At 55.0% G+C, this 12,255-nt stretch carries 10 protein-coding genes; 7 read left to right on the top strand and 3 right to left on the bottom strand.

The window, feature by feature from the left end:
- Positions 1-252: 252 nt before the first annotated feature.
- Complete coding sequence (gene acs, locus PMI24_RS02690) at positions 253-2,208, bottom strand: acetate--CoA ligase (protein WP_007951065.1); 1,956 nt, start codon at positions 2,206-2,208, stop codon at positions 253-255.
- 405 nt (positions 2,209-2,613) lie between these two features.
- Between acs and PMI24_RS02695 the strand changes: the two genes are divergently transcribed.
- The 6 genes from PMI24_RS02695 to PMI24_RS02720 all read left to right on the top strand — a co-directional run bounded on the left by PMI24_RS02695 (position 2,614) and on the right by PMI24_RS02720 (position 9,252).
- A complete protein-coding gene (locus PMI24_RS02695; RefSeq protein WP_007951066.1) occupies positions 2,614-2,874 on the top strand; it encodes a DUF2790 domain-containing protein in 261 nt (86 codons plus the stop codon).
- A 553-nt stretch (positions 2,875-3,427) separates the two neighbouring features.
- The gene (locus tag PMI24_RS02700; protein ID WP_007951068.1) at positions 3,428-4,678 is read left to right on the top strand and encodes a ribonucleotide-diphosphate reductase subunit beta; all 1,251 of its coding nucleotides are present in this window, start codon (positions 3,428-3,430) and stop codon (positions 4,676-4,678) included.
- Between the two features lie 85 nt (positions 4,679-4,763).
- Positions 4,764-6,371, top strand: a complete 1,608-nt coding sequence (locus PMI24_RS02705) for a tetratricopeptide repeat protein (protein ID WP_007951069.1) — start codon at positions 4,764-4,766, stop codon at positions 6,369-6,371.
- Positions 6,372-6,704: 333 nt separating this feature from the next.
- Positions 6,705-7,235 (top strand): BRO-N domain-containing protein, encoded by a 531-nt coding sequence (locus PMI24_RS02710; RefSeq protein WP_007951070.1) that lies wholly within the window; start codon positions 6,705-6,707, stop codon positions 7,233-7,235.
- A 114-nt stretch (positions 7,236-7,349) separates the two neighbouring features.
- Positions 7,350-8,084, top strand: a complete 735-nt coding sequence (locus PMI24_RS28670) for an HNH endonuclease (protein WP_007951071.1) — start codon at positions 7,350-7,352, stop codon at positions 8,082-8,084.
- A 181-nt stretch (positions 8,085-8,265) separates the two neighbouring features.
- Complete coding sequence (locus PMI24_RS02720; protein WP_007951072.1) at positions 8,266-9,252, top strand: hypothetical protein; 987 nt, start codon at positions 8,266-8,268, stop codon at positions 9,250-9,252.
- Between the two features lie 3 nt (positions 9,253-9,255).
- On the opposite strand, the gene PMI24_RS02725 is transcribed toward PMI24_RS02720, so the two are convergent.
- Together PMI24_RS02725 and PMI24_RS02730 are read right to left on the bottom strand one after the other, a co-directional pair.
- Positions 9,256-10,452 carry a hypothetical protein gene (locus tag PMI24_RS02725; protein WP_007951073.1) on the bottom strand — a complete coding sequence of 399 codons (1,197 nt, stop codon included), beginning with the start codon at positions 10,450-10,452 and terminating at the stop codon, positions 9,256-9,258.
- 63 nt (positions 10,453-10,515) lie between these two features.
- The gene (locus PMI24_RS02730; protein WP_007951074.1) at positions 10,516-11,331 is read right to left on the bottom strand and encodes a sulfite exporter TauE/SafE family protein; all 816 of its coding nucleotides are present in this window, start codon (positions 11,329-11,331) and stop codon (positions 10,516-10,518) included.
- 112 nt (positions 11,332-11,443) lie between these two features.
- On the opposite strand from PMI24_RS02730, the gene PMI24_RS02735 reads away from it, so the two are divergent.
- On the top strand, positions 11,444-12,211 hold the full coding sequence (locus tag PMI24_RS02735; RefSeq protein WP_007951075.1) for an AraC family transcriptional regulator: 768 nt from the start codon (positions 11,444-11,446) through the stop codon (positions 12,209-12,211).
- The last annotated feature ends 44 nt before the right edge of the window (positions 12,212-12,255 follow it).

The following is a 12,255-nucleotide window of genomic DNA, read 5'->3' on the forward strand; positions in this document are numbered from 1 at the left end:
ATTCGCAAACCCTTCTAATCCGGCAAGCGCGGGGTTGTGTCTTATTTTTCACCGTGGGTTTTGAGGCCCGAAAACGGGGCAATGCGTTTCCGGATGCCCCGTTGCGGAGCAGGCGGTTACACATTCAGTTACTTGAAGGCGAACGGGTAACAGTGGGAATTGCCTGACGGAGCAATTCGATAATTATTGGAAAACAAAAAGCCCCGCCCGGCGCAATGCCGGACGGGGCTTTTCAGCCTTCAGACCCGCCGCTTACGCGACGTTCATGGTCTTGTGCGTATCGATCAGATGCTGCACCACACCCGGATCGGCCAGAGTGGAGATGTCGCCCAGGCCTTCGTATTCGGCCGTGGCGATCTTGCGCAGGATGCGGCGCATGATCTTGCCCGAACGGGTCTTCGGCAGCCCCGGCGCCCACTGGATCACGTCCGGCGAAGCGATTGGCCCAATCTCTTTGCGCACCCAGTTCTTCAGCTCCAGACGCAGTTGCTCGCTCGGTTCTTCGCCGTTTTTCAGGGTGACGTAGACATAAATGCCCTGCCCCTTGATGTCGTGCGGCACACCGACCACCGCCGCTTCGGCGACTTTCGGGTGAGCGACCATTGCGCTTTCGATCTCGGCGGTGCCCATGCGGTGGCCGGACACGTTGAGCACGTCGTCCACGCGACCGGTGATCCAGTAGTAACCATCGGCATCGCGACGGGCGCCGTCACCGGTGAAGTACATGCCACGGAAGGTCTTGAAGTAAGTGTCGACGAAACGGTCGTGGTCGCCGTACAGAGTGCGCGCCTGACCCGGCCACGAATCGAGAATCACCAGATTCCCCTCGGCCTCGCCCTCGATGATGTTGCCGAGGTTGTCCACCAGCGCCGGCACCACACCGAAGAACGGACGTGCGGCCGAACCCGGTTTCAGCGCATGGGCGCCCGGCAGCGGGCTCATCATGTTGCCGCCGGTTTCGGTCTGCCACCAGGTGTCGACGATCGGGCAACGGGACTTGCCGACATTCTTGTAGTACCAGTCCCAGGCTTCCGGGTTGATCGGCTCGCCGACCGAACCGAGCAGACGCAGACTGCTGCCGTCCGCGCCTTCAACAGCGGCGGTGCCGGAGGCCATCATCGCGCGGATCGCGGTCGGCGCGGTGTAGAGGATGTTGACCTTGTGCTTGTCGACGATCTTCGCCACCCGGGTGATGTCCGGATAGTTCGGCACGCCTTCGAACAGCAGCGTGGTCGCGCCATTGGCCAGCGGGCCGTAGACGATGTAGGAGTGACCAGTGACCCAGCCGACGTCGGCGGTGCACCAGTAGATTTCGCCCGGGCGGTAGTCGAACACGCGCTCGTGAGTCATCGCCGCATACAACAGATAACCGCCAGTGGTGTGCTGCACGCCCTTCGGCTTGCCGGTGGAACCGGAGGTATAAAGGATGAACAGCGCTTCTTCGGCGCCCATCTCTTTCGGCGCGCAGACAGTGCCCGCCACTTTCATCAGGTCTTCGTACCAGATGTCGCGATGCTGGTTCCACTTGATGTCGCCGCCGGTGCGCTTGCACACGATGACTTTCTGGATGCTGCTGGTTTCCGGGTTGGTCAGGGCGTCGTCGACGTTGGCCTTGAGGGAAATCTTCTTGCCGGCACGGATGCCTTCGTCAGCGGTGATCACCACTTTCGAGCGGCAGTCGATGATGCGACCGGCCAGGGCTTCCGGCGAGAAACCGCCAAACACCACCGAGTGAATCGCGCCGATCCGGGTGCAGGCCAGCATGGCGACCACGGCTTCGGGAATCATCGGCATATAAATGGTCACCACGTCGCCGCGGTGTACGTCCTGGCCACGCAGGGCGTTGGCGAGTTTGCACACTTGTTCGTGCAGTTCGCGGTAGGTGATGTTGCGGCTTTCGGAAGGATCGTCGCCTTCCCAGATGATGGCGACCTGATCGCCGCGCTCGGCCAGATGGCGGTCGAGGCAGTTGTAGGAAACGTTCAGGGTGCCGTCGGCAAACCACTTGATGTCGACATGGTGATCGTCGAACGAAGTCTGTTTCACCGTGGTGAAAGGCTTGATCCAGTCGAGGCGCTTGGCTTGTTCGCGCCAGAAGCCGTCAGGGTTGACGACCGACTGTTGGTACATGGCTTTGTAGGTCGCCTCGTCGGTCAGCGTATTGGCCAGAACCTCGGGACGAACGGGATACAGGGAAGCCGCACTCATCTTTCCTACCTCGGTGTAATAGTTGTTTTTGTATGACCCTGTTGTAGCCGGGGCGCCCGTATAGAACCATTCGACGATGGTAGTAACAAGCCCCTACAAAATGTGGCGATTGCCCCGAGCCCCGTTGGCCACGGCCTTTTAGCCATTGGCCCGGGCCGGGATATTTTGGTTTTTGGGGGATTGTTACCAAATCTGCCAAAGGTGTTTATCAAAACCGGGTCTGTTTACCCCTACCCCGCCTCCCTAAAATTCACCTCGCCGACAAGGCAAAGCGATTAACAACGTTACAGCCCCCACGAAGGCCGTTAATCCAGCTCTGAAGTAACAAACCCAAACGATGAAGTTCCACACGCAACCCCAAAAAGGTTGCGTGACCCCACTCGACCTCAAGAAGGTAAATTTCAAATGAAAGCTTTATTGGTTCTGGCCCTCAGCAGTCTGTGCGCAACCGCCATGGCAGACGAGGTCCCGACTGATGTCGCACAGCAACAACCGGCCATCGAGGAATACACTTACTCCACTCACCTGGACATCGCCAAAGTTGTATCGATGAGCGAAGTTCCGAATGTCTGCGAAGTAGTACCGATGAAAATGGAGTACGACGACTCCACCGGCCAGCGCCACATCCTGCGTTACAGCATCATGGGTAACGGCTGCACCAATTGATGGTTTGAGACTGCACCGAATCGGATCACTCAGCGCAACATCGAGGGTCGATTCCAGCCCGGCTTCGGTCGGGCTCAGTTGTGTTTGAAGTGACGTAAAAGGGTTGCAAAACACAAGATATAGTGAAAAACGCGGTTTTTTGCTCGTTTTTTGAGCAATCAATCACACACCAAAAAATTAATGAAAAAATTTTCTCCCGGGCCAATCCCGGCGAAAGCCCTGTAAACCCTCGCTCCGATCGAAATCATCCCCGCGCTCGACCGCCCTGCGCTGTTTCGCCCTCCCCCACGCCCGTGTTTTTTCCCTATAATGCCGCCCAATCGGGTCAGCAATATTCCCTTACAGGGATCAAAGCCATTCTGAAGCCCCGCAGCAGCGACAACGCTGACCTGCGCCCGTCAGAGGCTCTCGGAAACCCGTAAAAATTTTCTGTTTATTGCCTGCGTAGCACCGCTGCAAAAAACGACATCCAACGCGGCCTGTACGGCCGTGTGAAAAACCAACCAATCAGTTTTCACACGGGCACAGGCCCTCACGCAGGAGACGACACGTCATGCTGAGCTGGGACGAATTCGACAAAGAAGACAGTGAAGTAGCAGCAGTGAAAGGCGCCAACGCCGGCCACGCTAGCGAAGCCAACATGGACCGCCTCGACAGCGCCGGCGGTGCCGCCGCCCTCGAAGCCCGTGCCGTGACCGCCGAAGACTCGGCCGCCGTGGCCCGCGCCAAGGCTGCACTGGATTCCCTCGACGTCGCCGAAGGCCTCGCCGAACTCGAAGGCTCCGCCGCCCGTGTCGCCGTTGACGAAAAGCGCATGATCAACTGCCGCGCCGACCTCAACCAGCTCGTGCCATTCAAGTACGACTGGGCCTGGCAGAAATACCTGGACGGCTGCGCAAACCACTGGATGCCGCAAGAAGTCAACATGACCGCCGACATCGCCCTCTGGAAAAACCCGGAAGGCCTGACCGACGACGAGCGCCGCATCGTGATGCGCAACCTCGGCTTCTTCTCCACCGCCGACTCCCTGGTTGCCAACAACCTGGCCCTGGCCGTGTACCGCCTGATCACCAACCCGGAATGCCGCCAGTACATCCTGCGCCAGGCCTTCGAAGAGGCGATCCACACCCACGCCTACCAGTACTGCATCGAATCGCTGGGCATGGATGAAGGCGAGATCTTCAACATGTACCACGAGATCCCGTCGGTCGCGAAAAAAGCCGCCTGGGGCCTGAAATACACCCGGGCCATCTCCGACCCGGAATTCAACACCGGCACCGTAGAGACCGACAAAGAACTGCTGCGCAACCTGATCGCCTACTACTGCGTTCTGGAAGGCATCTTCTTCTACTGCGGCTTCACCCAGATCCTCTCCATGGGCCGCCGCAACAAAATGACCGGCGTCGCCGAGCAGTTCCAGTACATCCTGCGCGACGAATCCATGCACCTGAACTTCGGCATCGACGTGATCAACCAGATCAAAATCGAAAACCCACACCTGTGGGACGCCGAAATGAAGGAAGAAGCTTCGCAGATGATTCTGCAGGGCACCCAGCTGGAAATCGAATACGCCCGCGACACCATGCCTCGCGGCGTGCTGGGCATGAACGCGGCGATGATGGAGGACTACCTGAAGTTCATCGCTAACCGTCGCCTGTCGCAGATCGGTTTGAAGGAAGAGTACCCAGGGACGACTAACCCGTTCCCTTGGATGAGCGAGATCATGGACTTGAAGAAAGAGAAAAATTTCTTTGAGACTCGGGTTATTGAGTATCAGACTGGTGGTGCTCTGAGCTGGGACTAAATTTTTTCCGATATGCTCGAACAGTAGTCATTAGAAAGCCCCGCAATCGCGGGGCTTTTTTCGAATGAAAGGGAGAAAATGCAATATGGAAAGCAACACACCCGGATACTTCGAATTAGCACTCTCTTTCGCAGACAAGAATATCTGGCCTCTGATCATATTAGTCATTGTCATAATTACAAGAAAAAGCGTGGCAAGCGCTCTTGAACGGCTGATTAAATTAAATTTCTCATTTGCCGGTGCCACAGGAGCAATGGAAGCTGCATCACCTGTAATCATAATTGAGGAACCTCGCCAACCTCATACTGATACTAAAGAAACGATAGAGCGCCCTCAAGAACAACCGCCACAAGATAAACCTAAAGAAGAAGCAGATTTTTGGGTGGCTAGGCTATTCGACGCATTTGAGGCCAACGACCAAAAACTAGCCAAGCAAATATTCGAAGACAATCAGCACAACGAAGCTGATGAAGAAAAACAACATGACAACGAAGCTCTTTACCTGTATGTATGCTTCATCAAAGGGAAAGATCAACAAGCGTTAGAAAAACTTGAAAAAATCTACAATCTCAGCACTTCAGACACTGCAATAAAGAACATTTCATTATGGCTCTCATTGATATACAACGAAACGAACGACCCAAAAAGAGACAAAGAACTCCTTGAAAATGCCATCAGCCGTATTAAAAGTGAATCCGCAATAACAGAGCTCACTCTAAAACTTTCGCTTGCGCATAAAAATCTTGGCAACATCAATACAGGCCTAAAAACCCTTGAAGACAGACTATTAGTAGCTCACTCAGACGAACAGAAGTCATCCATATATGAATCGATCGCCAGCTTACTAAAAGAGCAGGGCAACTTTAGCGCCCAAGCAATTGCATTAGAAAAGTCTGTCGAATATGCTCCCGGCAATAGAGAGCGTTTGTTCGATGCTGCTTACGTACAAAGCAATAACGACCTCAACGGTCTCGCTATAAAAAACTATTCAACGTTACTGAATTTAGATCCTCAGCATTCAGTAGCACTCAATAATATTGGAGTCAGCGCCGGAGCTCTCAATATACGAGGAAAACAAATAGAATTTTTCAAGCGCTCACGAGACTGCGGCTCTACCCTAGCCATGTCTAATCTCGCAAATATTTATATTGAGAATGGCCTGTATGATGAGGCACAGCAAATTCTTGACGAGGCGAGAAAAACAGACGATCCACATGAAAACATTGGAACATCCCTATTTAATCTCAAAACCAAAACAACCCATGACAACGAAACATGGTCAACCACCATCAAAGAAGCAGAAGACTTCCAAAGAAATATAAGACTTTATGGTGAAGCCTACTTTGAGCCTCACACCAGTGCCATCTGGAGCGGGAACTGGAGCACTGAAAACGGCGAACAAGTAATTTTTACTATTGAGAATGAAAGAATCTCAGCAGAATGGACAATTACCGAGCTTCGCTTTAGCCAAACCCAGAATTTTCTATGCAAACTTTCTGGCACGTTTCAGAATCGTAGCGCAAAATTTACTTACACAAAAAACATGACCCCTGCAAAACCATCTTCTTTACTTGGATTATCAGGCAATGAAAGCATCTCTTTTCTCGCCTACATATCCACAGAAAACGCCACCCTCGTTTTTTTCTCAGCAACAGAGAATAGCAAAACAAAAATTGTATTAAATAAAAATTAAAATCTCGATTCCCCCCCCCCAAAAAAAAAACAACACACGCGTCACGACATCAAATCAAAAAAATAGCTCTTTACTATAAAGAGCTATTTTGCGCCCTCCTACGCCATAGAAATAAATTTCCTACGCCGTCTGTAGCTATTACCGCATTGTCGTCCTTGAAAACTCATCTACACTTTAAAATAGGTGCCTAAGAAACACCCAACGTGGAAAACTTGGTCAGTGACACAGACGTATATTCGTCAGTGGCAACTGCTCTGTTCGTTGGAGTTTCTTAAGTCCACTCTACGTTGGGGTCAGGCCCCTCCAAAGAATCTAAACGTAGAGGTAATGGATATGCCCAATCCTTTTTCTGTAACAGTCTTCTCGCGTCACAACCTCGCACTACACGCCCTTCTGCTCGAAAACCAACCGTGGTTCTGCGCCCGCGATGTCGGCCGTTTGATGGGTTTCCATCTGTGCGAACGCATGGTCAACAAGCTAGATAAGGATCAACGTCGCGTTTTGTGGATTGAGTATTTTCGGCAACCCGAAAAGCAGTTGATGCTCAGTGAATCCGGCGTGTATGCGCTGCTGGTATATCACTACGTTCCGGGGAACCGGTTGTTGCGGGAGTGGTTAACTCAGCAGGTGGTGCCGGCCTTGCGTGATGCAGAACACTCGGGGCATTCAGATCGGCCGATATTGAGCTTGTTGGATTGGCCGGAGATGTCGTTGAGCTTGCTGCATTGGCAGGATGAAGGCTGGATTCGACTGCGGGATATGCCTTATCTGCTGAACGATCAGACGCAACGACGGACACCGGGGAAGCCTTGGTGGCGAAAGGTTGCGCAGGTTTTTCAGTCTTCGGGGCACTCCATGGGGTAGTAATGGTGGTTGTAGGACTTTACGAGATCCGTCTTTATTTTCTGTAGGAATTTTCGTAGACATCAGTGATGGCCACTCAGTATCGTCCGAGGGTTTTCAACCCTCGGCGATTTTATGAGCGACAAGAAAAAAGACACTGACTGGACTGTTGCTGAGATTGAGGCAGCGGTTGACGCCTATCTGAAGATGTTTGAGCTAGAGCGAATCGGCCAAAAATTTAACAAAGCACATGAGAATCGCCTGTTGCGTGCATCTGCGCTGCACAACCGCACTGAAGGCTCAGTTGAATTCCGCATGCAGAACATCTCTGCCGTTTTATTGAGAATGCATAGGGAATACATCAAAGGGTACAAGCCAGCTAGAAACGTTGGGTCCAACGTTGAGCCAGCCATACGGGCAGTACTGATTGCAAAAGGGGTCACGCTTGGGGATCCAACGATTGCGACTGCGGATGAAGAAGCACTAGAACAGAGAGCTCTGGCGCTAGAAAAACTGCCTCTTGAAGACGAACCTGAGGGGATTGTGAAACCGAAGCGCGCTCCCGCCCAAAGCACTGTATTTATACGTGATCCGAAAGTTAGAGCCTGGGTCCGTCAAAAAGCCAAAGGAATATGTGAAGGGTGCGGTGAACCGGCTCCGTTCACTAAAAATGACTCGCCCTACCTTGAAGTTCATCACGTGAGGCATTTGGCGAATAAGGGTTCTGATCGAATCAGCAACGCTGTAGCACTTTGTCCGAACTGCCATCGGCGCTGCCATCACTCGAATGACAGCAAAGAGTTCACCGAGTCGCTTTATGACAGGGTTAAACGGTTGAAGCGTGAGCACCCGAACCGCAAAACTATCTAATGAGTGAGCTTGCTCCCTCGCTAAAGGTGATGAGTGGCCGGCAGTGGCGGTACGAGGATTGAGCCTGGGATCGCCAACAAGCCGGCTCCCACTGATTCCGTATCATTCTGAAAACAATCAGTGCAACCCACCCCACCACCCGCTATTAATACCCCTCCCACTCAAGGACCCGAGCCCCGCCATGAAATTCGATCTCGCCTACTGCCTCAGCCTCGACGACAAACTGTCGATCTATGACGTTCGCGATCTCAATTTCGATGAGACGGTGGCGTTCGACTCCGCCAAGGAACACTTCCTGTGCCCCAACGACGCCTGTCGTGCGGCGTTCGATGCCTCCAACGAGTTGGGCACGTTCAACGCCAAAAACGTGAATTACGTGCGCACGCCGCACTTCAAGAATCTGCCCGGTACGCAGCATGTGGCGGGTTGTCCGTATGTGAGTTTGAAGACGTCGGCGTCGGGTATTGAGGCGGCGGATGGGGAATCGGATGACGGTCGGGAGGAGCATTTCCCGTCGGAGTTGTTGCTGACGCGCCGTGAGTATGTGCGCAAGCCTGCCACGCCAGCAGGGGCGGCGGATGTGTTGCGGGATGATCCGGTGCGGGTGGCGGCTACCCCCTCAAAAGAGTCGCCGAGTCGTGAAACGGCGCCGGACAAGACCAGTGTTTTCGCTCACCCCGTGGAGTGTTTTGTGTCGAACTTCGCGGACAAGGATTTGCTCAAGCGCATGCCGTTGAAGATTGGCGAGCATACGGCGCCGTACAGTTCGTTCTTCAAGAAGATCGAGTATTTAATGGACAACAAGGGGCTGATTTACTGGGGCCGGATCAAGAAGATCGAGGACTTCCACAGCGCCAGTTTCCGGATCGATTTCGAGGATAAGGTCTGGTTCAAGAAGCCGGATGACCGCAAGAAGAAGCCTTATCCAGTCAGTGTCTATCTCAACAAAAAGCTGATCGACAACTACCGCAAGCGCAAGGCGTTTCTGGAAGAAATCAAACACGCTATTGATAGCGACAAGGAGTTGTTTTGCTTCTTCTATGGTGTGACGCCGGAGTTGAAGCAGGTGCCGGGCAAGAAGAACCCCGAAAAGCCTTTCGAGGTCTTCAATGCCAATATCGAGAACCTGGATCACTTCATTATTCGTGAAGCGCCGGGTCTGGCGTGAGGGTCAGCCCTGGGGCAGTTGCAGTTTGACGGCGCCGGGGTGTTGTTTGACGAGGGAGTACGGCAGGATCGACCACTCCGGTGCATCGCAGGCGCGGGCGACGCGTGCGAAGTAGGCGCCCAGGTAGAGGCCTTTCGGGGTGAAGTGCCAGGACGGATAACCCCAGATGCTTTCATCGGTGTAGTCGCAGCTGTCCTCATCGCCCTCCGCCGGTTTCTTCATTTCCTCGGGGTACAGCGCGGTGAGTTGTTTGATCAGCCACGGCACCAGCACTTCGCGCTGATAAGTCGAGCGCGCTGCACTTTCTTTTTCGTTCAGCGGCTGATCGCCCAAGCTGTCGCGCTCGGCGTGCAGCAGTGGTTTGCCCTCGCCTACCCACAACACATCTTCCAGCGACAACGGATGGCCGGTGTTCACGTCGATGTTGAGCGGCGAATCGCCGAAGTCCGGATGTGCGCCGCCGCAGTAATAACTGGTCGAGATGTTCAGGCTGACCACAGCCGGCGAGATCAGTTGCGGTTGGGCTTGCTGCATGAACTCGACGTTCTCCCCGCCCTGCAACTGGCATCCGTGATAGCTGATGACCTCGCTCCACAAGCGCCCGAGCAACTGTTGGTTGACCCGCTGCAGGTCATCTTTCGGCAGGCCGGATTCCACGGTAAACAAAGCAATCTTCGACTCAGGCTCCGTCCACCATTGCAGGGTGTAGCCCATGAAATCTTCTTTTTTCGTGGCTTTGAGCTTGAGCCCCTGTAGCCGCAGATATTCGTAAGGTTCGCTGGCGGGCAGCGTGGCGATGAAGGGCAACGTGGTAGAGGTCGGCGCCGCGAGTTTGGCTTCGGAGAGTTGCACGGCAAGTTTTTTACCCTGAGGGCTTTGCCATTCGCCGTGCCAGCCGTCGGCGGTTTCTTCCAGCTTGAGGGTCGGCAGCGGCTTGTCATCGCCGTAACGATTGTTGCCTTCGACCAGCGTCAAAGTGGTGTCCTGCAATGCGCCGCTGAGGGGCAAGTCGCGGTGGTACTTCTCGTAGAAGTAGCGGCCGGTCACCTCATCCTGCTGCTGGGTATTGAGCTCGACCACAATCGGCGTCTTGCCCAGCGTGCCGGTGAACACACGTCTGCCGTCGTCAGCCTGAGCAGTGGAAAGCAGTGAAAACAGCACGGCGGCGTATGGCGCCAGGCGCAATAGTCCCTTGAGCATGGATCGATCCCTGAGTGAATAAGGCTGCGGAGTATGAAGAGGATGCGCGCAGGAATCGAGGTGCTACTTCAGTGTCATGCCCAGCATCACGATGATGAGTAGCGCGATATACACCCACGCATGCACCCGATCCGGTATCCGCCCGATCCACAGCGTGGCCAGTCGAATCCCCAGCATCGAGCCCAGCGTCAGCACCGCGAACGCCAGCAGATCCACATACCCGATAAACCATGGCCCGAGGTCTGTCCCGCTGAACCCCGCCATCAGCATGTACGTCAGCGTTCCCGCCAGCGCCACTGGCACGCTCAATGGATTGGCCATCGACGTCGCCTGCGACATGCTCAACCCGCAACGCCGCAACAGCGGCACGGTCATGACGCTTCCTCCTACGCCGAGGAAGGTTGCGATGGCGCCAATACCTACACCGCCGCCGGTCGTTTCCAGTGTTCTCAATCGACGTGGGATGGTGCCTTCGGACTGTGTGAGAAATCCGCGTCGTAGCAGGCAGTCGACAATCGTCACGCCAAGGTAAGCAATGAAGGCATACCGAATAACTTCGCCGCTGACCAACACCGCTGCGATTACACCGACGACCGCGCCCAATCCGATGAACCCGCCCAAGGGCCACAGGTAATCACGGATAAGGTTGCCGGCGCGGCGATGTTTGCCGGTGGCGATCAGGGCGTTGACGATCATCACGCAGGTCGAGGTGGCGACGGCGATGTGCATGGCGGATTGGCTGATCGGGTCGTCGGCGCCGTGGCTCGCGGTGAGCATGCGGTACAGCAGCGGCACGACGACGAAGCCGCCGCCGAAGCCAAAGAGCACGGCGGTGACGCCGGTCAGGCAGCCGAAGAGTGTCAGCAGGAGGTAGAACATGGCGCGTCGTCCGTTGTTTGGGAGCGGTCGACGATAGAGCGGCAGCGCTTGGCCTGCTTCAGCAAGTCAGCCAATAATGTTTGCGATTACGCCAACCGCTGGGTGCCGCTCGATGCGCAATGTTTCGATCAATCTGCTGGATGACACGCCGCGCCCGGTGTTGGCGATCGGTACGGATTATTCCCACGGCTATCTGTTGCCACGTCATACGCATCGGCGGGCGCAATTGTTGTACGGCGCAACCGGGGTGATGCAGGTCAGCACGCATGACGGCAACTGGGTGGTGCCGCCGCAGCGAGCGGTATGGATTCCGCCGGGGGTAGCGCATGAGGTGTTGATGCTGGGGGTCAGCACTCGCAGTTTGTATATCGAGCCGGGGGCGGTGGATCTGGGTGAGCGTTGCCAGGTGATCAGTGTGTCGCCGTTGATGCGGCACTTGCTGATGGAAGCCGTGGAGTTGCCGCTGACCTATGACCTGGCCGGGCGCGACGGCGTGCTGATCGATTTGTTACTGCATGAATTGGTGCGCAGTGCACCACTTCCGTTGCATATCCCGCTGCCGTCTGACGGAAGACTGCTCGAACTGTGTCAGACCTTTCTGCATCAGCCGAATGCCCACCAATCGCCCCAGCATTGGGCCGATCAGCTGCACGTAAGCTTACGCACCTTCAACAGACTGTTTCGTCAGCAGACCGGCCTGAGCTTCAGTCAATGGCGCCAGCGCGCCTGCGTGGTATTGGCGCTGGCACGCCTGGCGGCGGGTGAAGCGGTGACGCGGATTGCCCTGGATTTCGGCTATGACAGCCCGGCGGCGTTCTCGACGATGTTCCGCCGGATCCTCGGTCAGGCACCGTCCGTCTGGTTGGAGGCGGCGAACTAGGGCAAATCAAAAAATGCGTTTGATCCCGGCCGAAAACAACTGTA

Source organism: Pseudomonas sp. GM25 (assembly GCF_000282255.1).
Classification (GTDB): domain Bacteria; phylum Pseudomonadota; class Gammaproteobacteria; order Pseudomonadales; family Pseudomonadaceae; genus Aquipseudomonas; species Aquipseudomonas aphyarum.

Coding starts and splice junctions, on each gene's coding strand:
- acs (WP_007951065.1), bottom strand. CDS start 2,208: ATGAGTGCGGCTTCCCTGTATCCCGTTCGTCCCGAGGTTCTGGCCAAT.
- PMI24_RS02695 (WP_007951066.1), top strand. CDS start 2,614: ATGAAAGCTTTATTGGTTCTGGCCCTCAGCAGTCTGTGCGCAACCGCC.
- PMI24_RS02700 (WP_007951068.1), top strand. CDS start 3,428: ATGCTGAGCTGGGACGAATTCGACAAAGAAGACAGTGAAGTAGCAGCA.
- PMI24_RS02705 (WP_007951069.1), top strand. CDS start 4,764: ATGGAAAGCAACACACCCGGATACTTCGAATTAGCACTCTCTTTCGCA.
- PMI24_RS02710 (WP_007951070.1), top strand. CDS start 6,705: ATGCCCAATCCTTTTTCTGTAACAGTCTTCTCGCGTCACAACCTCGCA.
- PMI24_RS28670 (WP_007951071.1), top strand. CDS start 7,350: ATGAGCGACAAGAAAAAAGACACTGACTGGACTGTTGCTGAGATTGAG.
- PMI24_RS02720 (WP_007951072.1), top strand. CDS start 8,266: ATGAAATTCGATCTCGCCTACTGCCTCAGCCTCGACGACAAACTGTCG.
- PMI24_RS02725 (WP_007951073.1), bottom strand. CDS start 10,452: ATGCTCAAGGGACTATTGCGCCTGGCGCCATACGCCGCCGTGCTGTTT.
- PMI24_RS02730 (WP_007951074.1), bottom strand. CDS start 11,331: ATGTTCTACCTCCTGCTGACACTCTTCGGCTGCCTGACCGGCGTCACC.
- PMI24_RS02735 (WP_007951075.1), top strand. CDS start 11,444: ATGCGCAATGTTTCGATCAATCTGCTGGATGACACGCCGCGCCCGGTG.